The 25929-nt window shown below is 73.9% G+C and carries 26 protein-coding genes and 1 tRNA gene; 14 read left to right on the top strand and 13 right to left on the bottom strand.

What is annotated here, in order from left to right; genetic code table 11:
- Positions 1-4: 4 nt before the first annotated feature.
- From AB0F11_RS17985 to AB0F11_RS17960, 6 genes are all read right to left on the bottom strand, one after another.
- Positions 5-1042: a phosphotransferase family protein gene (locus AB0F11_RS17985; RefSeq protein ID WP_362174215.1), complete on the bottom strand. Its 1038-nt coding sequence runs from the start codon at positions 1040-1042 to the stop codon at positions 5-7.
- 210 nt (positions 1043-1252) lie between these two features.
- Positions 1253-2164, bottom strand: a complete 912-nt coding sequence (locus AB0F11_RS17980; protein ID WP_362174212.1) for an MBL fold metallo-hydrolase — start codon at positions 2162-2164, stop codon at positions 1253-1255.
- Between the two features lie 98 nt (positions 2165-2262).
- Positions 2263-2559 (bottom strand): hypothetical protein, encoded by a 297-nt coding sequence (locus tag AB0F11_RS17975; RefSeq protein ID WP_362174209.1) that lies wholly within the window; start codon positions 2557-2559, stop codon positions 2263-2265.
- A gap of 95 nt (positions 2560-2654) precedes the next feature.
- Positions 2655-2975 (bottom strand): DUF202 domain-containing protein, encoded by a 321-nt coding sequence (locus AB0F11_RS17970; protein ID WP_362174206.1) that lies wholly within the window; start codon positions 2973-2975, stop codon positions 2655-2657.
- On the bottom strand, positions 2972-3370 hold the full coding sequence (locus tag AB0F11_RS17965; RefSeq protein ID WP_362174204.1) for a DUF202 domain-containing protein: 399 nt from the start codon (positions 3368-3370) through the stop codon (positions 2972-2974). The genes AB0F11_RS17970 and AB0F11_RS17965 overlap by 4 nt, the downstream gene beginning before the upstream one ends.
- 111 nt (positions 3371-3481) lie before the next feature.
- Positions 3482-4000, bottom strand: a complete 519-nt coding sequence (locus tag AB0F11_RS17960) for an NUDIX domain-containing protein (RefSeq protein WP_362174201.1) — start codon at positions 3998-4000, stop codon at positions 3482-3484.
- A gap of 104 nt (positions 4001-4104) precedes the next feature.
- On the opposite strand from AB0F11_RS17960, the gene AB0F11_RS17955 reads away from it, so the two are divergent.
- The gene (locus tag AB0F11_RS17955) at positions 4105-5760 is read left to right on the top strand and encodes an FAD-binding dehydrogenase (RefSeq protein ID WP_362174198.1); all 1656 of its coding nucleotides are present in this window, start codon (positions 4105-4107) and stop codon (positions 5758-5760) included.
- Positions 5761-5779: 19 nt separating this feature from the next.
- On the opposite strand, the gene AB0F11_RS17950 is transcribed toward AB0F11_RS17955, so the two are convergent.
- Positions 5780-6205 carry an ASCH domain-containing protein gene (locus AB0F11_RS17950; protein WP_362174195.1) on the bottom strand — a complete coding sequence of 142 codons (426 nt, stop codon included), beginning with the start codon at positions 6203-6205 and terminating at the stop codon, positions 5780-5782.
- A 219-nt stretch (positions 6206-6424) separates the two neighbouring features.
- Between AB0F11_RS17950 and AB0F11_RS17945 the strand changes: the two genes are divergently transcribed.
- From AB0F11_RS17945 to AB0F11_RS17935, 3 genes are all read left to right on the top strand, one after another.
- Positions 6425-7369, top strand: a complete 945-nt coding sequence (locus AB0F11_RS17945; protein ID WP_362174191.1) for a hypothetical protein — start codon at positions 6425-6427, stop codon at positions 7367-7369.
- A gap of 69 nt (positions 7370-7438) precedes the next feature.
- Complete coding sequence (locus AB0F11_RS17940; protein ID WP_362174188.1) at positions 7439-8983, top strand: APC family permease; 1545 nt, start codon at positions 7439-7441, stop codon at positions 8981-8983.
- Between the two features lie 250 nt (positions 8984-9233).
- Positions 9234-10670 (top strand): amino acid permease, encoded by a 1437-nt coding sequence (locus tag AB0F11_RS17935; protein ID WP_362174185.1) that lies wholly within the window; start codon positions 9234-9236, stop codon positions 10668-10670.
- Between the two features lie 71 nt (positions 10671-10741).
- Here the strand turns inward: AB0F11_RS17935 and AB0F11_RS17930 are convergent, their stop codons facing one another.
- On the bottom strand, positions 10742-11098 hold the full coding sequence (locus tag AB0F11_RS17930) for a zinc ribbon domain-containing protein YjdM (RefSeq protein WP_362174182.1): 357 nt from the start codon (positions 11096-11098) through the stop codon (positions 10742-10744).
- A 65-nt stretch (positions 11099-11163) separates the two neighbouring features.
- Positions 11164-11251 (bottom strand) — tRNA-Leu (locus AB0F11_RS17925).
- 162 nt (positions 11252-11413) lie between these two features.
- On the opposite strand from AB0F11_RS17925, the gene AB0F11_RS17920 reads away from it, so the two are divergent.
- The 3 genes from AB0F11_RS17920 (at position 11414) to AB0F11_RS17910 (ending at position 14038) form a co-directional block, all read left to right on the top strand.
- Positions 11414-12739, top strand: a complete 1326-nt coding sequence (locus AB0F11_RS17920; protein ID WP_362174179.1) for a M20/M25/M40 family metallo-hydrolase — start codon at positions 11414-11416, stop codon at positions 12737-12739.
- A gap of 129 nt (positions 12740-12868) precedes the next feature.
- A complete protein-coding gene (chpH, locus tag AB0F11_RS17915) occupies positions 12869-13102 on the top strand; it encodes a chaplin ChpH (RefSeq protein WP_362174176.1) in 234 nt (77 codons plus the stop codon).
- A 96-nt stretch (positions 13103-13198) separates the two neighbouring features.
- The gene (locus AB0F11_RS17910; protein ID WP_362174173.1) at positions 13199-14038 is read left to right on the top strand and encodes a chaplin; all 840 of its coding nucleotides are present in this window, start codon (positions 13199-13201) and stop codon (positions 14036-14038) included.
- 51 nt (positions 14039-14089) lie between these two features.
- Here the strand turns inward: AB0F11_RS17910 and AB0F11_RS17905 are convergent, their stop codons facing one another.
- Positions 14090-14278 (bottom strand): DUF5703 family protein, encoded by a 189-nt coding sequence (locus AB0F11_RS17905; protein ID WP_361918158.1) that lies wholly within the window; start codon positions 14276-14278, stop codon positions 14090-14092.
- A gap of 47 nt (positions 14279-14325) precedes the next feature.
- On the opposite strand from AB0F11_RS17905, the gene AB0F11_RS17900 reads away from it, so the two are divergent.
- The gene (locus AB0F11_RS17900) at positions 14326-14994 is read left to right on the top strand and encodes a hypothetical protein (protein ID WP_362174170.1); all 669 of its coding nucleotides are present in this window, start codon (positions 14326-14328) and stop codon (positions 14992-14994) included.
- A gap of 155 nt (positions 14995-15149) precedes the next feature.
- Here the strand turns inward: AB0F11_RS17900 and AB0F11_RS17895 are convergent, their stop codons facing one another.
- Both AB0F11_RS17895 and AB0F11_RS17890 read right to left on the bottom strand, forming a co-directional pair.
- Positions 15150-18035 (bottom strand): helix-hairpin-helix domain-containing protein, encoded by a 2886-nt coding sequence (locus tag AB0F11_RS17895; RefSeq protein ID WP_362174167.1) that lies wholly within the window; start codon positions 18033-18035, stop codon positions 15150-15152.
- Entirely contained in the window at positions 18032-19024 is a 993-nt protein-coding gene (locus tag AB0F11_RS17890) for an aldo/keto reductase (RefSeq protein ID WP_362174164.1), read from the bottom strand. Before AB0F11_RS17890 ends, AB0F11_RS17895 begins: the two co-directional genes overlap by 4 nt.
- Positions 19025-19126: 102 nt before the next feature.
- Here AB0F11_RS17890 and AB0F11_RS17885 point away from each other — a divergent pair, with 102 nt between their 5' ends.
- The gene (locus tag AB0F11_RS17885; protein ID WP_362174161.1) at positions 19127-20176 is read left to right on the top strand and encodes an LLM class F420-dependent oxidoreductase; all 1050 of its coding nucleotides are present in this window, start codon (positions 19127-19129) and stop codon (positions 20174-20176) included.
- Between the two features lie 185 nt (positions 20177-20361).
- Positions 20362-21150: a ferritin-like domain-containing protein gene (locus tag AB0F11_RS17880; protein ID WP_362174158.1), complete on the top strand. Its 789-nt coding sequence runs from the start codon at positions 20362-20364 to the stop codon at positions 21148-21150.
- Positions 21151-21161: 11 nt separating this feature from the next.
- Here AB0F11_RS17880 and corA read toward each other — a convergent pair whose 3' ends face one another.
- Positions 21162-22154, bottom strand: a complete 993-nt coding sequence (gene corA / locus AB0F11_RS17875; RefSeq protein WP_362174155.1) for a magnesium/cobalt transporter CorA — start codon at positions 22152-22154, stop codon at positions 21162-21164.
- Positions 22155-22257: 103 nt separating this feature from the next.
- On the opposite strand from corA, the gene AB0F11_RS17870 reads away from it, so the two are divergent.
- The 4 genes from AB0F11_RS17870 to mshC all read left to right on the top strand — a co-directional run bounded on the left by AB0F11_RS17870 (position 22258) and on the right by mshC (position 25833).
- Complete coding sequence (locus AB0F11_RS17870) at positions 22258-22995, top strand: histidine phosphatase family protein (protein ID WP_362174153.1); 738 nt, start codon at positions 22258-22260, stop codon at positions 22993-22995.
- Between the two features lie 77 nt (positions 22996-23072).
- A complete protein-coding gene (locus AB0F11_RS17865) occupies positions 23073-23663 on the top strand; it encodes a DUF3090 domain-containing protein (RefSeq protein WP_362174150.1) in 591 nt (196 codons plus the stop codon).
- Positions 23627-24481: an SCO1664 family protein gene (locus tag AB0F11_RS17860; RefSeq protein ID WP_362174147.1), complete on the top strand. Its 855-nt coding sequence runs from the start codon at positions 23627-23629 to the stop codon at positions 24479-24481. Before AB0F11_RS17865 ends, AB0F11_RS17860 begins: the two co-directional genes overlap by 37 nt.
- Before the next feature lie 122 nt (positions 24482-24603).
- Positions 24604-25833: a cysteine--1-D-myo-inosityl 2-amino-2-deoxy-alpha-D-glucopyranoside ligase gene (mshC, locus tag AB0F11_RS17855; RefSeq protein WP_362174145.1), complete on the top strand. Its 1230-nt coding sequence runs from the start codon at positions 24604-24606 to the stop codon at positions 25831-25833.
- Positions 25834-25929 lie beyond the last annotated feature (96 nt).

The following is a 25929-nucleotide window of genomic DNA, read 5'->3' as shown; positions in this document are numbered from 1 at the left end:
TGCCTCAGCCTTCCTGGAGGGTGGTCAGACCGTGCTCGATGAAGACCGGGACCAGCTCGCCAATCCGGTCGAAGCCCTCGCCGACCGTCTGGCCGAGCGTGTAGCGGTAGTGGATGCCCTCGAGGATCACGGCGAGCTTGAACCAGGCGAAGGCCGTGTACCAGGAGATCGCGCCGGTGTCCCGGCCCGAGCGGGCCGCGTACCGCTCGATCAGCTCGGCCGGCGAGGGATGCCCGGGTGCGGCGCTGGTCGTGCTGACCGGCGAATCCGCCAGCCCCAGGTCGGAGCTGTACATCACCAGCAGCCCGAGGTCGGTCAGCGGGTCCCCGAGCGTGGACATCTCCCAGTCCAGGACCGCCCGGACCGTGTCCTCGGGGCCGCCGACCAGTACGTTGTCGAGCCGGTAGTCGCCGTGCACGACGGTCGGGGCGGGGGAGTCGGGCAGGGCGCGGCCGAGCGCGCCGTGCAGCTCGTCGATGCCGGGCAGCTCCCGGCCCCGGGAGGCCGCGAGCTGCTTGCCCCAGCGGCGCAGCTGCCGGTCGAGGAAGCCCTCGGGGCGGCCGAAGTCGCCCAGGCCCACCGCCGCCGGGTCCACGGCGTGCAGGTCGACCAGGGTGTCCACCAGGCCCAGGACCACCCGCCGGGTGCGCTCGGGGCCCAGGGCGGCCAGCCGGCCCGCGCTGCGGTACGGGATCCCGTCGACGAACTCCATGACGTAGAACGGCGCGCCCAGCACCGACTCGTCCTCGCACAGCAGCAGCGGCTCGGGCACCGGCACGGCCGTGCCGTGCAGCGCCTCGATGACCCGGTGCTCGCGGCGCATGTCGTGCGCGGTGGCGAGCACGTGGCCGAGCGGCGGGCGGCGCACCACCCAGCGGGCCGTGCCGTCGGTGATCTCGTACGTGAGGTTCGACCGGCCCCCTTCGATCAGCCGGCCGCGCAGCGCCCCGGCCACGAGCCCGGGCCGGGCGCGGTCGAGATGGCCGCGCAGCCGCTCCAGGTCGAGGCCCCGGGGGTCGGTCGGGGCAGACGCCGATGCCATGGTGCGCACCTCCGTACGGAGTTGACGGTGACGGGACGAGGTTCCGGCGCGCCGCCGGCCCGGGCGGGCACGGCGGAAGCACCGGAGGCCATCATGCCGACCAGTCGGTATGTCGTCCAGTGCGCGGTGCGGCGGAGGTGGGGGCGGGGCCGGCGGCCGGCGCGAGCCCCGGCCCCGCAACCGCGCCCCGGTCCGCGCCGCGGCCCGCGCTCAGGCGTGGCAGAGGATCGGCGTCCCGCCGTTCATCACGGTCATGTCCCGCAGCACCGCCGGGATGTCCAGCGGCGCCCCCTCCGGCTCGCCGGCCAGCTCCGCGTACGCCCGGTGCACGTTGGCCACCAGCCGCTCGCTCTCCCGCCAGGCCGCGAACTCCCCGAGGTCGGCCTTCTGCGCCACCTCCAGCGGGGTCAGCCCCTGCGCCCGTCCCTCCCGGGCGAGCCCCTCCACGTACCGCAGGTAGCGCTCGGTGGAGTCGTACGCCGAGGCGTCGGTCAGCGGCCCGTGCCCGGGGACCACGGTCTCGGCGTCCAGCGAGCGCAGCAGCTCCAGCGCCCGCAGGGAACCGGCCAGCGAGCCCATCGCCAGGAAGGGCGTGCCGCCGGCGAAGACCAGGTCGCCGGTGAAGACGACCCGCTGCCGCGGCAGCCACACCACCGAGTCGCCGGTGGTGTGCGCCACGCCCGGGTGGATGACCTGCACCTCCGTCGCGCCGAGGTGCAGGGTCGTCCGGTCGCTGTACGTGAGGTCGGGCGGGGTGATCTCGATCGCGCCGAAGTCGGTCGCCGGCCAGATCATCTCCAGCTGGTGCCCGGCGGCGAGCTGCTCGCTGCGCGCGTTGTCGTGCGCCAGGATCAGCGCGTCCTCGGCGAAGACGCCGTTGCCGTACGTGTGGTCGCCGTGGTGGTGGGTGTTGACCACCGTGCGCGGCAGCGGCACCCCGGCGGCGGCGACCGCCTCGCGCAGGGCGAGCGCCCGCCGCTCGGTGGCCGCGGTGTCGACGAGCAGGGTGCGGCCCCCGTCGCTGACGAAGCCGGCATTGTTGAGGCACCAGCCGCCGTCCGGCTGGACGTAGGCGTACACCCCGTCCGCGGGCTGGACGAGGTACGGCTCTTCCGCGGTCATCTGCGCTCTCCCGGTTCGCTGTGACAGGCGGTCAGCATCCTGCCAGCCGTGGCGGAACCGGGGGAGAGGGGGGCGTGATGGGCGCGCCGGGCGTGGCGTCAGTGGTCGTCGTAGTGGCCCTCGTGCGCGGCGTGCCGGTGTCCGTCGTGCAGGTAGTCCAGGTGGTCGCCGTGCGGGACGGAGTCGTGGCCGCAGCCCTCGCCGTGCGCGTGGCCGTGGTCCTCGTGCGGGGTGTGCGCGCCGGGTTCGCACTCGTCCCAGTGGCCGGAGTGCTCCCGGTGCAGGTGGCCGTCGTGGGCGTAGTCGACGTGGTCGCCGTGCGCGACCTCGGTGTGCCCGCAGCCGGGGCCGTGGGCGTGCTCGTGCGTCGGGTGCTCGTGGTGCAGGGTCGTCATGGCGCCGAGGCTAGTGCGGAGCATCCCGGAATGCCCGTTACCTCCCCATTGGTGTCCCGTGTGGCGCGGACGGATCGGACCATCCGATCGACAGCTCAGACGATGACCGCCACGGCGAACACCGCCAGCGCCACCGTGCACGTCACCGCCGCCAGCGCGGCCCGCGGCGCGAGCCCCGGCGGCCGGCCCGCCGCCAGCTGCTGCAGCCGCCGGTGCGCCACCCCCAGGAACGCCAGCCAGATCAGCGCGATCAGGGACACGCCCACCACCTCCGTCGGCGAGCCCGACCCGCGCAGCGCCTGCCGCAGCGCCAGCACCGCGACCACCGAGCAGGCCAGCGTCGTACGCCGCCAGGCGAGCCGGGTCCGCTCCGGCTGCAGGCCCGCGTCGCGCCCCTCGGCGGGGGAGCCGGTCACGGCCGGTCCGTCCAGCCGAGCAGCACCACCGCCATCATCGCGACCGCGACCAGCCCCACGCCCAGGCCCAGCAGCACCGGGAAGCGCGACAGCGGCAGGTCCTCGCCCCGCCGCATCGCCCGCTCGCACCGCACCCAGTGGTTCACCGCCCGCAGCGCGCAGGCCGCACCCACCGCGAGCAGCGCCAGCGCCATCCCGACGCGTACGCCCCAGCGCAGGTCCGGCAGGAACTGGGCCACCGCGAAACCGCCGCCGATCAGGGCGAGGGAGGTCCGGATCCACGCCAGGAACGTCCGCTCGTTGGCCAGCGAGAACCGGTAGTCCGGGGTCTCGCCCTCCTCCCGTACGCGCTGCGGCGCGAACCAGAGGCGCACATCCTTGCCGAAGTCGATCACGTGGCCAATCTACGTCCCGTTCACGACCGGGGCTCCCGGGGCTCCCGGGGCTTCCGGGGCTTCCGCAGCTCCCGGCTCCAGCGGCTCCGGGGGCCGCCCCGCCCCGCCGCCCTACGGCAGGCCCCGGAAGGCACACAGCCGCCGGTACGCCTCCAGCCCGTCCGGCACCCACGGCCACACCCCGTCCGCGACCCGGGCCGCCAGCTCCTCCTCGGACAGCCAGGCGTGCCAGGCCACCTCCGACTCCTGCGGCCGCACCGGCGCATCGCAGCGCACCTCGTGCACGTACGACCACCACGCCCCGCCCGGGCCCTCGTACAGGAACTTGAACAGCGGCTCCGGCTGCGCCAGCCCGGCCACCCCGAGCTCCTCCCCGGCCTCCCGCAGCGCGGCCTCGGCATAGCCCTCCCCGGCACCGAGGACCCCGCCGACGAACATGTCGTAGCGGGAGGGGAAGACCAGCTTCGACGCGGTCCGCCGGTGCACGAAGATCCGCCCGGCCGCGTCCCTGGCCTGCACGAACACGCACCGGTGGAGCAGCCCGCGGGCATAGACCTCGCCGCGCGGCGCCTGCCCGGTCACCCGGTCCTCGCGGTCCACCACGTCCAGCACTTCGTCAGCAGCACTCACACGGTCATCAGCACTCACACGGCTCATCCAACCACCGCCATTGACCGGTTACCGCTCCGTAGCCAAGGATCTGCCCCACAGGCGACCGGAGGGGGCAGTTGCGCATGACGTACGACGCAGACGTGATCGTGATCGGGGCGGGGCTCGCCGGCCTGGTGGCCACCGCCGAGCTCGTCGACGCGGGCCGCACGGTGATCCTGCTGGACCAGGAGCCCGAGCAGTCCCTCGGCGGCCAGGCGCACTGGTCCTTCGGCGGCCTGTTCTTCGTCGACTCGCCCGAGCAGCGCCGGATGCGGATCAGGGACAGCCATGCGCTCGCCCTCCAGGACTGGTTCGGCACCGCCGGTTTCGACCGCGAGGAGGACGCCTGGCCGCGCCGCTGGGCCGAGGCGTACGTCGACTTCGCGGCCGGCGAGAAGCGGTCCTGGCTGCACGCCCGCGGGGTCCGCTTCTTCCCGGTGGTCGGCTGGGCCGAACGGGGCGGCTACGACGCCCTCGGCCACGGCAACTCCGTCCCCCGCTTCCACATCACCTGGGGCACCGGCCCCGGCCTGGTCGAGCCGTTCGAGCGCCGCGTCCGCGCGGGGGCGGCCCGGGGCCTGGTGCAGCTGAAGTTCCGCCACCGCGTCACCGGGCTGTCCCGCACCGGCGGAGCCCTCGACACGGTCACCGGCGAGGTCCTGCGGCCCTCCGCCGCGGTACGCGGCACCGCGAGCAGCCGCGAGGCGGTCGGGGCCTTCTCCCTGCGGGCTCAGGCGGTGATCGTGACCAGCGGGGGCATCGGCGGCAACCACGACCTCGTACGGGCGCAGTGGCCGGCCCGCCTCGGCACCCCGCCGCAGCGGCTGCTCTCCGGGGTCCCCGCGCACGTGGACGGCCTGATGCTGGGCATCGCCGAGGACGCCGGCGCCCGCCACATCAACAAGGACCGGATGTGGCACTACACCGAGGGCATCGAGAACTGGAACCCGATCTGGGCCCGCCACGGCATCCGCATCCTGCCCGGCCCCTCCTCCCTCTGGCTCGACGCCACCGGCCGTCGGCTCCCCGTGCCGCTCTTCCCCGGCTTCGACACCCTCGGCACCCTCGAACACATCATGCGGACCGGCCACGACCACACCTGGTTCGTCCTGAACCAGCGCATCATCGGCAAGGAGTTCGGCCTGTCCGGCTCCGAGCAGAACCCCGACCTCACCGGCCGGTCCGTGCGCGAGGTCATCGACCGGGCCCGGCAGGCGGTGCCCGGGCCGGTCAGGGCGTTCATGGAGCACGGCGCCGACTTCGTCGTCGAGCGCGACCTGTCCGCCCTGGTGCGCGGCATGAACGCGGTCACCAAGGAGGACCTGCTCGACGAGGAGACCGTCCGCCGGGAGCTCACCGCCCGCGACCGGGGGATCGCCAACCCGTTCACCAAGGACCTCCAGGTCACGGCCATCCACGGCGCCCGCAAGTACCTCGGCGACCGGCTCATCCGCACCGCCGCCCCGCACCGCATCCTCGACCCGAAGGCCGGCCCCCTGATCGCCGTACGGCTGTCGATCCTGACCCGCAAGTCCCTCGGCGGCCTGGAGACCGACCTGTCCTCCCGGGTCCTGACCGACTCCGGCGACCCGCTGCCCGGCCTGTACGCGGCCGGGGAGGCGGCCGGTTTCGGCGGCGGCGGCGTCCACGGCTACCGGGCGCTGGAGGGCACCTTCCTCGGCGGCTGCATCTTCTCGGGCCGCGCGGCCGGCCGCGCCGCCGCCGAGGCGGTGGCCTGACGGGATTCCGGCCACAGCACTAGGCGAGCCGCTCCACGACCCGGAACCGCTCGGCCACGACGAGGGTGTCGTCGTCGACCGTGTACTCCGGGTCGCCCAGCGCCTCCCGGACCGGATCGCTGTGCCAGAAGCCCTCGTGCGAGGCGCGCCATTCGGCCACTGACGTGTATCCCTCCCCCTCGTCCAGCGCGTGCCGGAGGTCCACGTCCGCGAGCCGGAGCACCTGGACGTCCGTCACCTCCACCACCGCCAGGGCCCGCTCCTGCGAGTCCACCAGCACCGCCCGGTCGCCCGGCGCGGGCAGCGGCTCGCCCTCGGCCTCGTACTCGGGCAGCAGCCCCGTCGTCGCGGTCTTCGCGCCGCTCAGCACCGTCGCCACCAGCTGGTCGCGCAGCGGCCCGGGGATGCCGAGCAGGTACGGCGGGAGGTCTTCGTATGTCGTCATGCGCCCACCCTACGATCCGCACCCGAACCCCGTCCGAACCGGAATGAACCGCTCAACAACGGCCCCTTCCAGACCAGTTGAAACGCGCCACCCGGCGGACCGGACCTTGACGCGGAGCTGTGCCTACCGGTTTGCTGTGCGTGATCATCCCTGTCGCCCCCGTCATGCCGTCCGCCCGCGCCCGTGTCCCGCGCCCGTGTCCTGGAGGGAAAACCGCGGATGTCCCCGCCTCCGCCGCCCCTCGGCCGCGCCCGCAAGCGGGACGCCCAGCTCTTCGACCCGGCGCTGTGCGACACCGAACTGGTCGACGTCCGCTCCCAGTTCACCCAGGGCCGGTGGGCCAGGGCCCGCGCCCTCCTCGCCGGCACCGGCGACGACTGGGACCGCCGCGGCCACCGCGTCGTCGTCCTCGCCGAGACCCCGGCCGCCACCGCCTGGGCCCGCGAATGGCTGCTCGCCGAACCCGACAGCGCCGACGCCGCCACCCTCCTCGCCTGCGCCGCCGTCTTCACCGCCCTGCGCCGCAAGGGCAGCCCCGAAGCCGCCGAGGAGGCCTGCCGGCGGGCCGCCGCGCTGCTCCCCGCCGACCCCACCCCCTGGCTCGGCCTGCTCATGCTCTCCCGGGCCTTCGGCAGCGCGGAGGAGTTCAGCCGCCACTTCGACCAGGTCCGGGCCCGCCACCGCGAGCACCACCACGCCCACCACCTGATGGTCGCCCGCCTCGCCGAGCACGCCCCCGCCTCCGGCCACGACCCGCTCCACGAGGTCTACGACTTCGCCGCCTGGGCCGCCGAGGAGTCCCCGGCCGACTCCCCGCTCGCCGTCCTGCCGGTCATCGCCCACGCCGAGCGCTACCGGGTCCTCGCCGCCACCCACGGCCGCACGCCCGACGGCGCCGCCGCCCACTGGTCGAGCCGCCGCGCCCGCCAGGTCCTGCGCGCCGCCTTCGACTGGTGGCTCGAATGGGAGCGCGAGGACCACCCCCGCAACCGGGTCGACCTCAACTTCCTCGCCCACGCCAAGCTCTGCGAGGGCCGCCCCGCCGAGGCCGCCGCCCTCTTCCACCGCATCGGCAGCCACGCCACCCCGGCCCCCTGGTCCTACCCCGACCTCGATCCCCACAAGGCCTTCCTCGCCGCACGCAGCGCCGCGCTCGGCACGTGACGACCGCCGCGCGACCGCACCGCCCCACCGCACTGCACCGCTTCAGCCTCCCCCGAAAGGAAACCCGCCATGGCGACGGGCAGATCCACCACGCTCGGCACCGCTCCGGAGATCCGGACCTACAAGGGCCAGGACCGCGCCCTGCGCGCCGACCGCCTCGGCACCGCCGGCCTGCTGCTCTCCGTACTGGCCGCCAGCGCCCCCCTGATGGTCGTCGCCGGCGTGATGCCCACCACGTTCGGCGTGATGGGCGTCGTGGGCCAGCCCCTGCTCTTCGTGATCCTCGGTGTCGTCCTCGCGCTCTTCGGTGTCGGCTACGCCGAGATGAGCCGCCACGTCCACAACGCGGGCGCCTTCTACGCGTACATCGCCCGGGGGCTCGGCCCCACCGCCGGCGCCGGCGCCTCGCTCGTCGCCCTCGTCGCGTACAGCGCCATGCAGGTCGGCGTCTACGGAATCCTCGGCTTCGAGATCTCCAACCTCTTCGCCACCTACCTCAAGACCGACCTGGCCTGGTGGATACCCGCCCTGGCCGCCGTCGCCCTCACCGGCGCCCTCGGCTGGCTCAAGATCGACCTCAACGCCCGGGTCCTCGGCGTCCTGCTCCTGATCGAGTGCGTCCTCGTCGTCATCTTCGACGTGGCCGCCCTCGGCGACCCCGGCGCCGAAGGCCTCTCCCTGCACGCCTTCAACCCGTCGACCCTCGGCGGCGCCGGCCTCGGCACCGCCCTGTGCTTCTGCATCGCCGCCTTCGTCGGCTTCGAGCAGTCCCCGGTCTACGCCGAGGAGACCAGCAAGCCGCACATCGTCGTCTCCCGCGTGATGTTCCTCGCCGTCGGCTTCGTCGCCCTCTTCTTCGCCTTCAGCGCCTGGGCCCTGACCGTCGCCACCGGCCCCTCCGAGATCGTCAAGACCTCCGCCGAGGCCGGCCCCGGCCTGCTCTTCCAGCTCACCGAGAGCCGCCTGGGCACCGCCTTCACCGACGTCCTGCACGTCCTCTTCGTCACCGGCATGTTCGCGGCCATGCTCAGCTTCCACAACGTGGTCGCCCGCTACGCCTTCGCCATGGGCCGCGAGGGCCTCCTGCCCGCCTCCTTCGGCCGCACCAACCCGGGCACCGGCGCCCCCGCCACCGGCTCCCTGCTCCAGACCGCCGTCGCCACCGTCGTCGTCCTCGCCTTCGCCCTCACCGACGACAAGCCCGCCGGCGACCCCACCGCACCCGTCCTGCACCTGTTCACCTGGATGGGCAGCGTCGGCGCGCTCGGTGTGACCCTCCTCATGGCCGCCGCCTCCTGCGCCGTCATCGCCTTCTTCGTCCGCCGCGGCACCGCCGCCGCCCAGCTGTGGCGGCTCCTGGCCGCCGGACTCGCCGGGATCGCGCTGCTCGGCATCGCCGTCTACACCGTGAAGGACTTCGGCGTCCTGGTCGGCGCCGGAAAGGGCTCCGCCCTCAGCTGGCTGCTGCCCGCCGTCATCGGCGCGGCCGCCGTCGGCGGACTGCTGTACGGCGTCGTGCTGCGCCGCAACAACCCCGAGGTGCACGCCCGCATCGGCCTGGGCAACGAGGCCTTCCGGCTCGACCAGGCCGCGGAGGCCGCCCCGCTCCACTGACCCCCGGCGGGCCGGCCCGAGCGGCTGCGTCCTCGACTTCGTCCTCGCTTTCGTGCTCGTACCAGGCCCCCGACGCCCGTTTCCAAGGTCGTCGGGGGCCTCGGCGTCACAGGGCCGGGTTTTGGCCATGGCCGGGGCTCATGGTCTCCTATGGCGACAAAAACACCGGACCACCGCACAGGTGACACCACCCAGCTCACCTGCGCCAGGCCCGGACATGCCTGTCCCACCCACGAAGGCGAAGCACCACATGAGCGACCGCACCTTGACCGGGGCACCCGCCCCGGCGCCCTCCAGCCACGTCGACGCAGGTGACGAGGGTTACAGCAAGGACCTCAAGTCCCGCCACATCAACATGATCGCCATCGGCGGGGCGATAGGCACCGGCCTGTTCCTCGGCGCCGGCGGCCGCCTCCACGGCGCCGGCCCCTCCCTCGCGATCGCCTACGCGGTGTGCGGCGTCTTCGCCTTCTTCGTCGTCAGGGCCCTCGGCGAGCTCGTCCTCTACCGCCCGTCCTCCGGCGCGTTCGTCTCGTACGCGCGCGAGTTCATGGGCGAGAAGGGCGCCTACACGGCCGGCTGGCTGTACTTCCTGAACTGGTCGACGACCACTGTGGCCGACATCACGGCCGCCGCCACCTACGCGCACTTCTGGTCGATGTTCACCAGCATCCCCCAGTGGGCCCTGGCCCTGGTCGCCCTCGCCGTGGTCCTCACCGCGAACCTGATCTCGGTGAAGTACTTCGGCGAGATGGAGTTCTGGTTCTCCCTGGTCAAGGTCGCCGCCCTGGCGATCTTCCTGGTGGTCGCGATCTACCTGGTCGCCACCAGCCACGACATCGGCGGCCACACCCCGGGCCTGTCCACCATCACAGACAACGGCGGCATCTTCCCCTCCGGCGTCATGCCGATGCTCCTGGTCGTCCAGGGCGTCGTCTTCGCGTACGCCTCCGTCGAGCTGTGCGGCGTCGCCGCGGGCGAGACCGAGAACCCCGAGAAGATCATGCCGAAGGCGATCAACTCGATCATGTGGCGCGTCGGCCTCTTCTACGTCGGCTCCGTCGTCCTGCTCGCGATGCTGCTCCCGTACACCTCGTACTCCGCCGACCAGAGCCCCTTCGTCACCGTCTTCGACAAGCTCGGCATCCCCGGCACCGCCGGCATCATGAACCTCGTCGTGCTCACCGCGGCCCTCTCCAGCCTCAACTCCGGCCTCTACTCCACCGGCCGCATCCTGCGCTCGATGGCCATGTCCGGCTCCGCGCCGAAGTTCACCGCCCGCATGAACAAGGGGAAGGTCCCCTACGGCGGCGTCCTGTTCACCGCCGCCTTCGGCCTCGCCGGCGTCGGCCTGAACTACCTGATGCCGGCGGACGCCTTCGAGCTCGTCCTGAACTTCGCCTCGCTGGGCATCCTCGGCACCTGGGCGATGGTCATGATCTGCTCGCTGTTCTTCTGGCGCCGCGCGCAGAACGGCCTCGTCGAGCGCCCCGCGTACCGCCTGCCCTGGGCCCCGTACACCCAGATCGTCACCCTGGTCTTCCTGCTCTCGGTGCTGGTCCTGATGTGGTGCGACGGCGGCGTCGGTCGCACCACCGTCCTGTGCGTCCCGGCCATCGGCGCCGCCCTGGTCGGCGGCTGGTTCCTGGTCCGCCGCCGCGTCGCGGAGATCGCCGCCCGCGGCTGAGCCGGCCCCGGCCGACCAACGCAGAAGGACCCCGCCCTCGGGCGGGGTCCTTCTTTGGTATGGGCGGCCGGTCAGGCCTTCTTCACCACGCCGGACTTCAGCTGCATGGCCCCGAAGCCCTCGATCCGGCAGTCGATGTCGTGGCCGTCGACCCCGTCGACGATCCGGATGTTGCGCACCTTGGTCCCGGCCTTGATGCCCGACGCGCTGCCCTTGACCTTCAGGGCCTTCACGACCGTCACGCTGTCGCCGTCCTGCAGGACGTTGCCCACGGAGTCCCGGACGACCCGCTCGCCGCTCGCAGCGGCCTCCTGGGCGTCCTCGGCGGGCACCCACTCGTGGCCGCACTCGGGGCACACCACGAGCGCATTCATCTCGTACGTGTACGCACAGGAGCACTTCGGGCAGGGAGGAAGATTCTCGATCACACCCCCAGGATACCGGCACAACCCCCGGGGAAAGCAGAGAACCCCTGCTCAGCAGGGGTTCTCAGTGGTGTCCGAGGGGGGACTTGAACCCCCACGCCCGATAAAGGGCACTAGCACCTCAAGCTAGCGCGTCTGCCATTCCGCCACCCGGACAAGGTGTCTGTCTCGCGGCCCCGGGCCGTTCCGACGTGGAAAACATTACCAAACATTCCGGGGCCCTCGATCACACCCCCTCGGCCGGGGATCGCCCTTGGGCGGAGCGGGCCGAAGCGGGAGGATGGGGGCAGTCGGTACCGATCAGTGGGAGGAAGCAGCGTGAGCCAGTCGAGCGCGGGCAGGACCGTCTCGGGCGAGGACGAGGTCGTCGACCTCTGCCGGGACCTCATCCGGATCGACACGAGCAACTACGGGGACCACTCGGGCCCCGGCGAGCGCAAGGCCGCCGAATGGGTCGCGGAGAAGCTCGCCGAGGTCGGCCTGGAGCCGCAGATCTTCGAATCCCACAAGGGCCGCGCCTCGACCGTCGCGCGGATCGAGGGCGAGGACCCCTCGCGGCCGGCGCTGCTGATCCACGGGCACACCGACGTGGTGCCCGCGAACGCCGCCGACTGGACCTACGACCCGTTCTCCGGCGAGATCGCCGACGGCTGCGTGTGGGGGCGCGGCGCCGTCGACATGAAGGACATGGACGCGATGACGCTCGCCGTCGTCCGCGACCGGCTGCGCAGCGGCCGCAAGCCCCCGCGCGACATCGTGCTGGCCTTCCTCGCCGACGAGGAGGCCGGCGGCGTCTACGGCGCCCGGCACCTCGTCGACAAGCACCCCGGGCTCTTCGAGGGCGTCACCGAGGCGATCGGCGAGGTCGGCGGCTTCTCCTTCACCGTCAACGAGAACCTGCGCCTGTACCTGGTGGAGACCGCCCAGAAGGGCATGCACTGGATGCGGCTCACCGTGGAGGGCACCGCGGGCCACGGCTCCATGACCAACACCGACAACGCCATCACGGAGCTCTGTGAGGCCGTGGGCCGGCTCGGCCGCCACCAGTGGCCGGTGCGCGTCACCAAGACCGTGCGCTCCTTCCTGGACGAGCTCTCGGACGCGCTGGGCACCCCCCTCGACCCGGACGACATGGACGCCACGCTCGCCAAGCTCGGCGGCATCGCCAAGATGGTCGGCGCGACCCTGCGCAACTCGGCCGCGCCGACGATGCTGGGCGCCGGCTACAAGGTCAACGTGATCCCCGGCCAGGCCACCGCGCACGTCGACGGCCGCTTCCTGCCCGGCTACGAGGACGAGTTCTTCGCCGACCTCGACCGGATCCTCGGACCGCGCGTGAAGCGGGAGGACGTGCACGGCGACAAGGCGCTCGAGACGGACTTCGACGGCCGCCTCGTCGACGCCATGCAGGGCGCCCTCAAGGCCGAGGACCCGATTGCGCGCGCCGTCCCGTACATGCTCTCCGGCGGCACGGACGCCAAGTCCTTCGACGACCTCGGCATCCGCTGCTTCGGCTTCGCGCCGCTGCAGCTGCCGCCCGAGCTGGACTTCGCCGGGATGTTCCACGGCGTGGACGAGCGGGTGCCGGTGGACGGGCTCAAGTTCGGCGTACGCGTGCTCGACCGGTTCATCGACAACTGCTGAGATTCGAGAGGGTGTGCGCTTTCCACTGAGAAGAGTGAATGCGCTCATACGCTCGTAGCTCCGGTGACCCCTCCTCGTTACAGGTGATGCGGTCCGCGGCTGGGACCGCATTGTCTACTAGGAGGAACAATGCTCAAGAAGGTTGTGGCCGCTGCCGCTGCCACCGGTGGTCTCGTTCTCGCGGGTGCGGGTCTGGCTGTTGCCGACGCGGGTGCCCAGGGTGCGGCCGTCGGCTCCCCCGGCGTCCTGTCCGGCAACGTGGTCCAGGTTCCGATCCACGTTCCGGTCAACGTGTGCGGCAACACCATCAGCGCGATCGGCCTGCTGAACCCTGCCTTCGGCAACGTCTGCGTCAACGCCTGACGCGTCTGAAGTCTCGGGCCCCGGAGCGCATTCCAGCGCTCCGGGGCCGCCGGGCTTTACGGCCCGGACGTTCGTACACAGCAGGGGGAATCGACAATGCGACGACAGGCAGCGGTCACCAGGAAGACCCTGATCACGATGGCGGCTGCGGGGGGTGTACTCGCGCTGGGCGGGGGCTACGCGCAGGCCGACTCCGGCGCGTCCGGCCATGCCGCGAACTCCCCGGGCGTGCTGTCCGGGAACACCGTGCAGGCGCCGGTGGACGCACCGGTCAACGTCTGCGGCAACACGGTCACGGTGGTGGGAGGCCTGAACCCGGCCTTCGGCAACCGCTGTTCGCACCACTCGGCCGCGCCGGGACAGCCCGGGCAGCCGGGGCAGCCCGGCACCCCGGGGTATCCGGGCGGGCCCGGGTACCCCGGTCACCCGGGTGGGCCCGAGGAGCCGGACGAGCCGTGCGACGAGGACGAGGAGCAGCCGGGGCACCCCGGCCAGCCGGGCGGGCCCGGCACTCCGGGGAACCCGGGTACTCCCGGGGGGCCGGGAACGCCGGGGAACCCGGGTACTCCGGGGAATCCGGGTACGCCCGGGAACCCTGGGACTCCGGGAAACCCCGGTACGCCCGGGAACCCTGGTACGCCGGGTAATCCGGGGCAGTCCGGGACGCCTGGTACCCCCGGTAGGCCGGGAACCCCCGGCCACCCCGGCCTCCCCGGCAGCCCCACGGGCCCCGGGACCGGCTCGGTCGTCCCGGGCACCCACCCCGGCCAGGGGACGGGTACGGGGACCGGCAGTGCCGTCGGGCTGGGGCCGGCCCGCCAGGCCGGACTCGCCGCCACGGGAGCCGGCGACACCCTCGGTATCGCCCTCCCGCTCGCGGCCGGCACGCTGCTCGCGGGAGCCGTCCTCTACCGCCGCGCCCGCAGCGCGGCCTGACGGCCCCTCACGGCGCGGGCCCCGCCCCCGGGAGCGGGGCCCGCGCCACCGTCACCAGGTCGCGCGGACCTGACGGATGATCCGGCGGCGCAACCGCACGCGGCGACTGCCGTCCCGGTGCAGGGTCAGCCGGTCGAGCTCCCAGTTCCCGTACTCGGCATGGTCGGTCAGCAGGCGGGTCGCCTCGATGCGGGGGACCCCGCGAGGCACGTACACGTCGACAAATTCGTATTCCGGCATCGCATCTATTGTGCGGGCACGGCCCTGCTACGGATAGCGTCTGCACTATGTCTGATGCCGCTCTGCCCACTGTTGCCGAGGTACGCGCCGCCGCCGAGGCGGTCAAGGCCGCCATCGACCGTCACCTCGCCGCGGTCGAGAGCAGGATCGGGGAGGAGGACCCGGCCGTCTACGCCGCGTTCAACGAACTCGCCGCCGCCGCCGAGGAGTACGACGAACTCCTCTACGACCGCTACGACGAGGTCACCCCGTTCGAGATCCCCACCCCCGAGGACGGCGCCCCGTACGCGGGGCCCGCGGAGCCCGCCGCGTTCAGCGTGCTCATCCGCCGCGACTACACCGTCGTCCAGCCGTCGCGGCTGATCGCACAGGCCGACCGGGTCGCCGCGCACGACCGGGACGCCGAACTCGTCCACGACGGCGGCACCGCCGGCGCCCTGGGCGTCCTGTTCGGGGAGTACGAGCCCGACGAGATCGCCTCCCGCTCCAAGGACTTCGGCCTGGAGGAGGGCGACTCGACCCTCTGGATCGCGGCCGCGCACGAGGTCGCGGAACCGGGGGAGTGGCTCGGCGAGCCCTTCGGGAACACCGACCCGCAGGACGTGCTGCACCGGTTCGACGTCAGCTCCGTGTTCGACGAGGACACCGACGACTTCGACGAGGAGGACGAGGCCGAGGACGACGAGGCGGCCGAACCGGGCCTGGCGCCCGCCTGATCCGTCGGCCCGCTCCCGCGTCCGCGTCCGCGCCGGACCTGCCGCGGCCCCCGCCCGGGAAGGGCGGGGGCCGCGGTGTGCGGGCGCCGCCCGGGAAGGGCGGGGGCCGCGGTGTGCGGGCGGGCCGTAGGACGGCCCGTTGCTCGGGTACTCGGTTACTCGGGCTGCTCCTGCGCCGCCGCCGTCAGGGCCCGCAGCAGGCCCGCCAGCCGGGTCGTCCGCGGCTTCGGCAGCACCTGCGCGACCGCGTGCGCCAGCGCCTGGTCCACGCCGTGCACCACCGACAGGTGCCGCTCGGCCCGGCCGAAGGCCGTGTACACCCAGTCCCGCGACAGGGCCTGCGCCGCATCGCCCGGCAGTACGGCCACCACCGCCGGCCAGCGCGCGCCGACCGCCTGGTGCGCCGTCACCGCCCAGCCGTGCCGCACCTGCGCCTCCACCCGCTCCCGCGGTACGACGATGCGCCCGCCCGCGGTGTCCAGGTGCAGCCCCTCGGCGTCGGCGGACACCACGTGGCCCGGCACCGCCCGCCCCGGCGAGGGCACGTGGACCACGCGGTCGCCGGGGTCGAAGCCGCCGAACCGGCCCGGGCCGGGGTTCAGCCGCTCCTTCAGGGCCGCGTTCAGCGCGCGCGTGCCGGCCGGGCCGCCGTGGCCCGGGGTGATCACCTGGATGCCGTCCGCCGCGATCCCGAAGGCGCGCGGCACCGACTCCGCCACCAGCTGCACGGTGCGGTGCACGGCTTCGCCGGCGTCGCGCACGGGCACGATGACGACCTCCTTGCCGGGGGCGTCGACCTGGTTCAGTTCGCCGATGCCGATCCCCGACACCAGCTCGCCGAGCGGGCCCGGGTCGGGGATGCGGGAGACCAGCTGCGGGCAGGCGCGGGCCGCGAGCAGGTCGGCGAAGACCCGGCCGGGGCCCGCCGATCCGAGCACCGACGGGTCCCCGGACAGGACCAGGCGGGCGCCGTCGGGCACCGACTCCACCAGGGCGGCGGCGGTCTCCACGTCCAGCTGCGGCGCGTCCAGGACGACCAGCAGGTCGAGCTCGAACTGGCCGTCCGCGTCCCGCTGCGGGCCCTCCGTGCCGGCGAGCAGCCCGGCCACCGTGACGGCCTCCCGGCGGCCCGGGGCGTGCGCGGCCAGACAGGTGCGCAGGCCCCGCTCCCGGGCGGCCGCCACCAGGGCCAGCGGCTCGGCGCGGGCGGCCTCGCCGCCGGTGTGCACGACGAGGCCGTGGCCCGCGACCGCGCGGATCAGCTCGGCGCCCGGGCCGGTGGCGGCGCCGTCCCAGTCGGCCGGGCCGGCGAAGGTGCCGGCCAGCCGGGCCAGGCCGTCGGCGAGGCTCTCCTCGGCCAGTGCGTAGCCCTCCAGGCCGACCAGGACGCGTACGGGCTGCGCGTCGTCCTCCTCGCCGTCCTCCGCGTCGTCCTGCGCGGCGGACGGCGCGGCGGATGGTGCGGCGGGCGTGTCCAGCGGCTCGTGGAACACCAGGACCAGGCCCTCGGCGATGGCCTGCTCCAGGGCGTCGGCGGGCCTGGGCACGCCGTACTGGGCCAGGGCCGATTCCAGGGTCGGGGCCTCCAGGGCGGTGTGGCCCTTGAGCGCGGCCTGCTCCAGCAGCCAGCCGACGAGGGCGGCGGCGCGGCGGTCGTCGGCCGGGCCGGCCGCGGGGCCGAGGAGGGCGCGGGCGAAGCCGTCGGCCTGTGTGGGGCGGACGCCGGTGACCGCCAGGAGCCGCCAGGGGTTCTCGGCGAGCTCCTCGGCGGCCGCCTCGCCGAGGGCGGCTGCGGCCCGGGCGGCCAGCTCGGCGGGGGCGCCGCCGCGGGCCAGGACCGCCCGTACGGCCTCGACGCCCTCGGCGGACGGTTCGGGAGCCGCCGCCGGGCGGGGGCGCGGCTGCGGCTGCGGCTGCGACTGCGGGGCGGGGGCCGGAGCGGGCCTGCGCGCCCCGCCCTCGGCGTCGTCGAAGTACCGCGGGGCGGGCTTCTCGCCGCTCTCCACGGCCCGTACGGCGGCCAGCAGGTCCGCGGCCTTGCCGCTGAGCTTGGCGCCGGCGTCGACCGGGCCCTGCCGCTGGGCCTTGCGGCGCTCGATGCGCTCCCGCTCGACCTTCTGGGCGGCGAGCTCCGCCTCGGCCTCGCTGAGTTGGGGGCCGTCGCCGTCCCCTGCGGGGCTTTCCCCCACCCCGCCCCTTCCCGAAACCGGGGACTCCGCCCCCGGCCCCCCGCCCACCTCGGCGTCGCCCAGCGCGGCTTCGCCGCCCGCATGCGGCGCCCTGGCGGCCGCCCCGTTGCCGGCTGCGCCGGACGGCGACCCGTCCGCGTCTCCGGCTTCGCCGGCAGCGCCACCGGCCGGCGCCGGGCCGTCTGCGTCGGCGTCGCTGGTTGCCGGGTCCGGCGCCTCGGTGGCGGCCGCCCCGTTGCCGCCTGCGCCGGCCTGCGAGTCGTCCCCGTCCCCGGCTTCGCCGGCAGCGCTGCCCGCCTGTGCCGGGCCGTCCGCCTCGGCTTCGCCCTGCGCGGCGTGGGTTGCCGGGTCCGGCTGGGGCGTGCCGGTGGTGGCCGGCTCGTTGTCGTCTGCGCCGGCCTGCGAGTCGTTGCCGCTCTCGGCTTCGCCGGTGGCGCCGCCGGCCGGCGCCGGGCCGTCTGCCTCCGCGTCGCCCTGCGCGGCTTCGCCGCCTCCGGCTGCGCCGGTTGCGGGGTCCGCTTGCGGCGCACCGGTGGTGGCCGGCTCGTTGTCGTCTGCGTCGGCCTGCGGATCGTCCCCGTCCCCGGCTTCGCCCGTAGACCCGGCGGCCCGCTCGGGGCCGTCTGCGTCGGCTTCACCCTGCGCGGGGTCGCCGGGTGCCGGGTCCGCCTGCGGCGTGCCGGTGGTGGCCGCCGCGCTGCCGCCCGCGCCGGCCTGCGCCCCGGCTTCGCCGGCAGCGCCGCCGCCCGGCGCCGGGCCGTCCGCCCCGGCTTCGGGCCGCGTGGGGGCCGCCTGGGGGGTGTCGGGGGCCGGGGTGGCCTCCGGGGCGGCGGGGTGGCGGTCCGTGCTCACAGCGTGCTCCAGTCGTGATCCGGGTAGCGGTGCACCGGCGCCGAGACATCGTCCAGCGCCTGGCGGATTTCCTCCGGAAGGGTAAGGGTCTCCACCGACAGTGCCTCTGCCAGCTGCGGTGACGTGCGCGCGCCGACGAGTGGCGCGACCACCCCGGGACGGTCCCGGACCCACGCCAGGGCCACCTGGAGCGGGGTCACCGCCAGGCCGTGGGCGGCCGTGGCGACCGCGTCCACGATCCCGCCCGCCGTGTCGTCGAGGTACGGCTCCACGAAGCCGGCCATGCCGGGCGACGCGCCCCGGGAGTCCGCCGGGGTGCCCGACCGGTACTTGCCCGTCAGCACCCCGCGCCCCAGCGGGGAGGAGGGAAGGAGCCCGACGCCCAGGTCCAGCGCCGCGGGGAGCACCTCCCGCTCCACGCCCCGCTGGAGGAGGGAGTACTCCATCTGGGTGGTGGCCAGGCGGGTTCGCACCCCCGGCGCCGCCAGCTGCCACGTGGCGGCCTTCGCCAGCTGCCAGCCGCTGAAGTTGCACACCCCCGCGTACCGGGCCCGCCCGCTGCTGACCGCCAGGTCCACCGCGTGGAGGGTCTCCTCCAGCGGGGTGCCCGGGTCGAAGGCGTGGACCTGCCACAGGTCCACGTACTCCGTGCCCAGCCGGGCCAGGGAGTCGTCCAGCGCGGCGAGCAGGTGCCCGCGCGAGCCGTCGAAGCGCCGGTCGGGATCCGGCACGCCGCCCGCCTTCGTCGCGATGACCAGCTCCCGCCGCGGCACCAGCGAGCCGACGAGCCGCCCGAGCAGGTACTCCGCCTCGCCGCCGCCGTACACGTCGGCGGTGTCGACGAGCGTGCCGCCCGCCTCCCAGAAGGTCTTCAACAGCTCCGCGGTGCCCGGCTCGTCCGGGCCCTGCGCGTCACGGCCCCACGTCAGGGTGCCGAGGCCGATCCGGGACACGCGCAGGCCGGTGCGGCCGAGATGCCTCTGCTCCATGAACGCTGAGACTAGCGGGGCACTGACGCCGCGGACCCGGGCGCGCTACAGTCCCTGCCCAGACCTACGTTACTGATCGGTAAACCGGTAAGGGGACGACACATGCGGCTCGGCATCAATCTCGGCTACTGGGGCGCCGGCATGGACGCGGACAACCTGGCCGTGGCCCAGGAGGCGGACCGCCTCGGCTACGACGTCTGCTGGGCCGCCGAGGCCTACGGCTCGGACGCGCCGACCGTGCTCGCCTGGGTCGCCGCCCAGACCGAGCGGATCGACGTCGGCTCCGCGATCATGCAGATCCCGGCCCGCCAGCCCGCGATGACCGCCATGACGGCCGCCACCCTCGACTCGCTCACCGGCGGCCGCTTCCGCCTGGGCCTGGGCGTCTCCGGCCCCCAGGTCTCCGAGGGCTGGTACGGCGTGAAGTTCGACAAGCCGCTCGCCCGGACGCGCGAGTACGTGGAGATCGTCCGCAAGGCGATGACCCGCGAGCGCCTCACCTACGAGGGCGAGCACTGGACCCTGCCCCTGCCGGGCGGCCCGGGCAAGCCGATCAAGCTGACCGTGCACCCGGAGCGCGAGCACATCCCGCTCTACATCGCCGCCATCGGCCCGAAGAACCTCGAACAGACCGGCGAGATCGCCGACGGCGCCCTGCTGATCTTCCCGGCCGCCGAGCACCTGGAGGCCACCGCGCTCACCCACATCCGGGCGGGCCGCGAGAAGGTCGGGCTCACCATGGACGGCTTCGACGTCTGCCCGACCGTCCCGCTGGCCGTCGGCGACGACGTGAACGGCCTCGCCGACATGTTCCGCCCCTACACGGCCCTGTACGTCGGCGGCATGGGCAGCCGCAAGCAGAACTTCTACAACCAGCTCGCCCAGCGCATGGGGTACGAGAAGGAGGCCGCCGAGATCCAGGACAGGTACCTGGCGGGCGACAAGACGGGCGCCGCCGAGGCCGTCCCGCACTCGCTGATCGACTCCACCACCCTGCTCGGCTCGGTCGAGCGCATCGCGGACCGGATGCGGGCCTACGCCGAGGCCGGCGTCACCACGCTGACCCTCGCCCCGGCCGGCTTCACCCTGGACGAGCGGATCACCGCGCTGCGCGCCGGCACCGAGGCCTTGGAGCTGGCCGGCCTCGCCTGACCCGGAGGGGCCCTGCGGCCGTGGTGGGGGCTCGGGGGTCTTCCCCGCCACGGCCGACACAGCCAACAACGCGCGCGGGGCCCGCCGGGTTACGCCCCCGCGCCACCCCGTTCGGCCCACCCCGTTCGGCCGAGTCCGGCGGCTCCTCGGTTGCCCGGCCCCCGGAACGGCCGTTGACTCGATGCATGCTCTCTGCCCGCAGCCTGTTCCAGGAGATCGTCGACCACGACGACTCCTTCCAGCTGTTCTGCTCGATCGCCGCCAGCGGGGAGTCCCAGGGCGGATGGGAGAACGCGCGGATCGCGGCCCTGGTGCCCGACAGCATGCGCGAGCTTGCCCCCAAGATCACCCGGCACGGGGCCGACGAGGACAAGCACGGCCGTATCTTCCACGCCCTGCTGCGCAAGCGGGGCCTGCCGGCCGTGCCCGTACCGCCCGAGACCGACTACACGATGCTGCTGGAACGCAGCGGCATCGGCCTGGCCCACGCCAAGCTCCGCTCCGACGAGCCGCTGACGGAGGAGGACATCGTCGTCTACCTCTCGCACAGCCGGGTGACCGAGCAGCGCGCCGCCGACCAGATGGACATGCTCGTGCGGCACTTCGGCGACCACCCCGAGGTCGGCAGGGCCATCCGCATGATCAGCCACGACGAGGACAACCACCTGTCCTACTGCCACGAGGAGCTGCTCCGCCTCGCCCGCGAGGGCCACGGCCGCACCATCCAGCGGGTGCTGCGCGAGAGCGCCCTCACCGAGATCGCCGTCTACCGGGACGTGAGCCTCGCCGTCATGGGCCACATGGGCCGGCTCCTGCACTGGCCCCCCGCCAAATCGGCCGCGCTCGCCGCCGGCATCCGCGGCACGTACGCCTGGGAGCGCTTCGCCGGCTGGCACCGGATGGTCGCCCTGCACCCGCCGGAGCGGCGCAACCCCCTGGGGGGCGCCCCGACCGGCGCCCCCGAGTTCGCGTAGCTCCTGCGGCGCTAGAGCCAGCCGCGGGACTTGAACAGCCGGTGCAGGCCCAGGCAGGCCGCCGCCATCACCGCCAGCACCGCCGGATAGCCCCACGTGTGCCGCAGTTCCGGCATGTGGTCGAAGTTCATCCCGTAGATCCCCGCGACCATCGTCGGGACGGCCGCCATCGCCGCCCACGCGGAGATCTTGCGCATGTCGTCGTTCTGCCGGACGCCCATCTGCGCCAGGTGCGCGGCCAGCGCGTCCGACAGCAGCCGGTCCAGCCCCTCGATGTACTCGTTGGCCTTCGTCAGGTGGTCGGCGACGTCCCGGAAGAACGGCCTGGCGTGGTCGTGCACGAACGGCACCGTCCCGGAGGCCAGCCGGTCCATCGGCTGCAGCAGCGGGCTCGTCGCCCGCCGGAACTCCAGCACCTGCCGCTTGAACCCGTAGATCCGGGCGGCGGTGTTCCGGGTGTCCGGGGCGACCGGGGCGAAGACCTCCGCCTCCAGCTCCTCCAGGTCCGCCTGCAGCTCGGCCGCCACCTCGATGTAGTGGTCCACCACCGCGTCGGACACCGCGTACAGCACCGCCGTCGGGCCGTGCCGCAGCACCTCCGGCTCCTGCTCCAGCCGGGTGCGTACGGCGGCCAGCGCGGCCCCCTCGCCGTGCCGGACCGTGACCACGAACGAGTCGCCGATGAACACCATCAGCTCGCCGGTGGCCACCGTGTCCGCGTCGTCGTCGTACACCACCGGCTTCAGCACGACGAACAGCGAGTCGTCGTACACCTCCAGCTTCGGCCGCTGGTGCGCCGTCAGCGCGTCCTCGACCGCCAGCTTGTGCAGCCCGAACTCCCGGCTGACGTGCTCGAATTCCTCCTCCGTCGGCTCGTGCATGCCGACCCAGAGGAAGGCGTCGCCCACCGCCCGCGCCTCGTCGAGGGCATCGGAGAAGTCCTCGGGGGCGGGGGAGCGGCGGCCGTCCCGGTACATCGCGCAGTCGACAATCACGCCGGGCATTGTCCCCCGCCGGGCGCCCGTCCGCACCAGGGCGGCCCCGCGCCCCCCCGCGAACGTCTCCCGCCCGCCCCTGCTCCGCCGCACAGGCCCTAGGCTTGGCGCCATGGCCACGCTGATCCTCGTACGACACGGGCGGTCCACCGCCAACACCGCAGGGCTGCTCGCCGGATGGACCCCGGGCGTGGCCCTCGACGCACGCGGTGCGGAGCAGGCCGCGGCCCTGCCCGGACGGCTCGCCGGGGTGCCGCTCGCCGCAGCCGTCAGCAGCCCCCTCCAGCGCTGCCGGGAGACCCTCGAACCCCTGCTCGCCGCCCGCCCCGAGCTCGAGCTGCACGCCGACGAGCGGATCGGCGAATGCCACTACGGCGACTGGTCCAACCGCAAACTCTCCGAGCTCGCCGACGAACCCCTGATGAAGATCGTCCAGCAGCACCCCTCGGCCGCCGCCTTCCCCGGCGGTGAGTCCCTGCGCGCGATGCAGGCCCGCGCCGTGGACGCCGTACAGGAGTGGAACGCGCGGATCGAACAGGAGCACGGCAGCGACGCCGTCTTCCTGATGTGCTCGCACGGCGACATCATCAAGTCCCTTGTCGCGGACGCCCTCGGCATGCACCTCGACCTCTTCCAGCGCATCCACGTCGACCCCTGCTCCGTCACGGCCGTCCGCTACACCGCGACGCGGCCGTTCCTGCTCAGGCTCGGCGACACCGGCGACTTCGGCTCGCTCGCCCCGCGCCCCGCCCGCGTACCGGACTCGGCCGGCGCCGACACCGAGAGCTTCGAGGCGGCCACCGAGGACGGCGGGAACGCGGTCGTGGGAGGCGGTGCGGGCGCGGCGTGATCGAACGGCGCAGTAGGGTGGATGGGCCAACACTAGTGCGCACCCGTGCCCCTGCCGCCGAGACTTGGAGACTGGACGTGCCCCGTCAGGTGTTCCTCTACGACCCGCCGGACCGCTTCGTGGCCGGCACGGTCGGTCTGCCGGGACGCCGTACGTTCTTCCTGCAGGCCTCCGCCGGCCCCCGCGTCACCAGCGTCTCCCTGGAGAAGACCCAGGTCGCCGCGCTTGCCGAGCGGATGGACGAGCTGCTGGACGAGGTCGTTCGGCGCACCGGGGGCAACGCGGCGGTCCCGGCCGTGGCCCCCACCGAGGCCGCCGACACGGCGCCTCTGGACGTCCCCGTCGACGAGGAGTTCCGCGTCGGCACCATGGCCCTGGCCTGGGACGGCGAGCAGCAGCGCATGATCGTCGAGGCGCAGGCGCTGGTGGAGATCGAGGTGGACTCCGAGGAGGACCTCGCAGAGGCGGAGGAGCGGCTGCTGCAGGACGAGGAGAACGGCCCGCCGATGCTCCGCGTCCGCCTCACCGGCGCCCAGGCCCGGGCCTTCGCCAAGCGGGCCCTGGACGTGGTCAACGCCGGCCGGCCGCCGTGCCCGCTGTGCAGCCTGCCGCTGGACCCCGAGGGCCACGTGTGCCCCCGCCAGAACGGCTACCGGCGCCAGGTGTGAAGGCCACGGGGGAGCTCGAGGAAGTGCTCGCCAAGGGCGAGCTGACCGTCGTCGGCCGGATCCCGGGGGCGTCCAACGCGGTCCTGCTGTGCACGGCGACGTACGGGGGCGCCGACGTCGACTGCGTGTACAAGCCGGTCAAGGGGGAGCGCCCCCTGTGGGACTTCCCGGACGGCAACCTCGCCCGCCGGGAGGTCGCCGCCTACCTGGTCTCCGAGGCCACCGGCTGGGGCCTGGTGCCGCCGACCGTGCTGCGCGACGGACCGTACGGGGAGGGCATGGTCCAGCAGTGGATCGAGTCCGGCCACGGCGACGGCGAGGCCGAAGCCGACGGGAGCGGGCTGCTGGCCCTCGTCGAGGGCGAGGAGGCGGGAGAGGGCTGGAAGCCCGTCGGCTTCGCCGACGTCGGGGAGGGCCGCACCGCGCTCCTCGTCCACGCCGACGACCCGCGGCTGCGCCGCCTCTCCGTCCTCGACGCCGTGATCAACAACGGCGACCGCAAGGGCGGCCACCTGCTGCCCGGGCCCGACGGGCGGCTGTACGGCATCGACCACGGGGTCAGCTTCCACGTCGAGGACAAGCTGCGCACCCTCCTGTGGGGCTGGGCCGGGGAGCCGCTGACCGACGAGGCCCAGGAGGTGCTCGGCCTGCTCCAGGGGCGGCTCGCGGCCGGGGAGGCGCTCGCCACCCGGCTGGCCGAACTGATCACGCCCGCCGAGCTGGCCGCCGTACGGGCCAGGGTGGCGCGTCTGCTGCGCACCGGGGTGCATCCCAAGCCCTCCGGGCAGTGGCCCGCCATCCCCTGGCCGCCCGTCTGAGCAGGACGGGGCCCGCGTACCTCGCGACACGCACAGAACCAGCCGGACCGCAAGAGCGCCGATCAGGCCAACCCTGCTGGTCCGGTTCGTTTTCGGAACACGCGTCCGGTTAGGCTCGTGGCATGCATGCCTGGCCCGCTTCTGAGGTCCCCGCCCTTCCCGGCAAGGGCCGCGACCTCCAGATCCACGACACCGCGACCCAGGGGAAGATCACCCTCGACCCCGGTCCCGTCGCCCGTATCTACGTCTGCGGCATCACCCCGTACGACGCGACCCACATCGGTCACGCGGCGACCTACAACGCGTTCGACCTCGTGCAGCGCGTGTGGCTCGACACCAAGCGGCAGGTTCACTACGTCCAGAACGTCACGGACGTCGACGACCCCCTGCTCGAGCGGGCGCTGCGCGACGGCCACGACTGGACCGAGCTCGCGGAGCGCGAGACCGCCCTGTTCCGCGAGGACATGACCGCACTGCGCATCCTGCCCCCGCAGCACTACATCGGCGCCGTCGAGGCCATACCGGGCATCGTGCCGCTGGTGGAGCGGCTGCGGGACGCGGGCGCTGCGTACGAGCTGGACGGGGACGTCTACTTCTCGGTGGAGTCCGACGTCAACTTCGGCCAGGTGTCCAACCTGGACGCCGAGGCGATGCGGCTGCTGTCCGCGGAGCGCGGCGGCGACCCGGAGCGGCCGGGCAAGAAGAACCCGGTCGACCCGATGCTGTGGATGGCCGCGCGCCCGGGCGAGCCGAGCTGGGACGGCGGCTCGCTGGGCCCCGGCCGGCCCGGCTGGCACATCGAGTGCGTCGCCATCGCCCTGGACCACCTGGGGATGGGCTTCGACATCCAGGGCGGCGGGTCGGACCTCGCCTTCCCGCACCACGAGATGGGGGCCTCGCACGCGCAGGTCCTGACGGGCGAGTTCCCGATGGCCAAGGCGTACGTGCACGCGGGCATGGTCGCGCTGCACGGCGAGAAGATGTCGAAGTCCAAGGGCAACCTGGTCTTCGTCTCCGCGCTGCGGCGGGCCGGGGTGGACCCGGCGGCGATCCGCCTCGCGCTGCTCTCGCACCACTACCGGGCCGACTGGGAGTGGACCGACGCGGTCCTCGCCGAGGCGGAGGCCCGCCTGGCGCGCTGGCGCGCGGCGGTGTCCCGGCCGGACGGCCTGCCGGCCGACGCGCTGGTGGAGGAGGTCAGGGCGGCCCTGGCGGACGACCTGGACGCCCCTGCGGCGCTGGCCGCCGTGGATCGCTGGGTGGACGCCCAGAACGCCTCCGACGGCGACGACACCACGGCCCCGGGCCTGGTCTCCCGCACGGTCGACGCCCTCCTGGGCGTAGCCCTGTAACCCCGCTGAACGAGCCGCCTCAAACGCCGGCGGGGCTGATTTATCAGCCCCGCCGGCGTTTGAGGTGCGGGGTCTGGGGCGGAGCCCCCGGTTACG

Source organism: Streptomyces sp. NPDC032472, assembly GCF_040636955.1.
Taxonomy (GTDB): Bacteria; Actinomycetota; Actinomycetes; order Streptomycetales; family Streptomycetaceae; genus Streptomyces.
Note: the sequence above shows the minus strand (reverse complement) of the source record. Positions and strands in the feature narration are given on the sequence as shown.

Excerpts from the sequence above, each read along its gene's own strand:
- AB0F11_RS17985 (WP_362174215.1), bottom strand. The coding sequence starts at position 1,042 with ATGGCATCGGCGTCTGCCCCGACCGACCCCCGGGGCCTCGACCTGGAG.
- AB0F11_RS17980 (WP_362174212.1), bottom strand. The coding sequence starts at position 2,164 with ATGACCGCGGAAGAGCCGTACCTCGTCCAGCCCGCGGACGGGGTGTAC.
- AB0F11_RS17975 (WP_362174209.1), bottom strand. The coding sequence starts at position 2,559 with ATGACGACCCTGCACCACGAGCACCCGACGCACGAGCACGCCCACGGC.
- AB0F11_RS17955 (WP_362174198.1), top strand. The coding sequence starts at position 4,105 with ATGACGTACGACGCAGACGTGATCGTGATCGGGGCGGGGCTCGCCGGC.
- AB0F11_RS17950 (WP_362174195.1), bottom strand. The coding sequence starts at position 6,205 with ATGACGACATACGAAGACCTCCCGCCGTACCTGCTCGGCATCCCCGGG.
- AB0F11_RS17945 (WP_362174191.1), top strand. The coding sequence starts at position 6,425 with ATGTCCCCGCCTCCGCCGCCCCTCGGCCGCGCCCGCAAGCGGGACGCC.
- AB0F11_RS17940 (WP_362174188.1), top strand. The coding sequence starts at position 7,439 with ATGGCGACGGGCAGATCCACCACGCTCGGCACCGCTCCGGAGATCCGG.
- AB0F11_RS17935 (WP_362174185.1), top strand. The coding sequence starts at position 9,234 with ATGAGCGACCGCACCTTGACCGGGGCACCCGCCCCGGCGCCCTCCAGC.
- chpH (WP_362174176.1), top strand. The coding sequence starts at position 12,869 with ATGCTCAAGAAGGTTGTGGCCGCTGCCGCTGCCACCGGTGGTCTCGTT.
- AB0F11_RS17910 (WP_362174173.1), top strand. The coding sequence starts at position 13,199 with ATGCGACGACAGGCAGCGGTCACCAGGAAGACCCTGATCACGATGGCG.
- AB0F11_RS17905 (WP_361918158.1), bottom strand. The coding sequence starts at position 14,278 with ATGCCGGAATACGAATTTGTCGACGTGTACGTGCCTCGCGGGGTCCCC.
- AB0F11_RS17900 (WP_362174170.1), top strand. The coding sequence starts at position 14,326 with ATGTCTGATGCCGCTCTGCCCACTGTTGCCGAGGTACGCGCCGCCGCC.
- AB0F11_RS17890 (WP_362174164.1), bottom strand. The coding sequence starts at position 19,024 with ATGGAGCAGAGGCATCTCGGCCGCACCGGCCTGCGCGTGTCCCGGATC.
- AB0F11_RS17885 (WP_362174161.1), top strand. The coding sequence starts at position 19,127 with ATGCGGCTCGGCATCAATCTCGGCTACTGGGGCGCCGGCATGGACGCG.
- AB0F11_RS17880 (WP_362174158.1), top strand. The coding sequence starts at position 20,362 with ATGCTCTCTGCCCGCAGCCTGTTCCAGGAGATCGTCGACCACGACGAC.
- corA (WP_362174155.1), bottom strand. The coding sequence starts at position 22,154 with ATGCCCGGCGTGATTGTCGACTGCGCGATGTACCGGGACGGCCGCCGC.
- AB0F11_RS17870 (WP_362174153.1), top strand. The coding sequence starts at position 22,258 with ATGGCCACGCTGATCCTCGTACGACACGGGCGGTCCACCGCCAACACC.
- mshC (WP_362174145.1), top strand. The coding sequence starts at position 24,604 with ATGCATGCCTGGCCCGCTTCTGAGGTCCCCGCCCTTCCCGGCAAGGGC.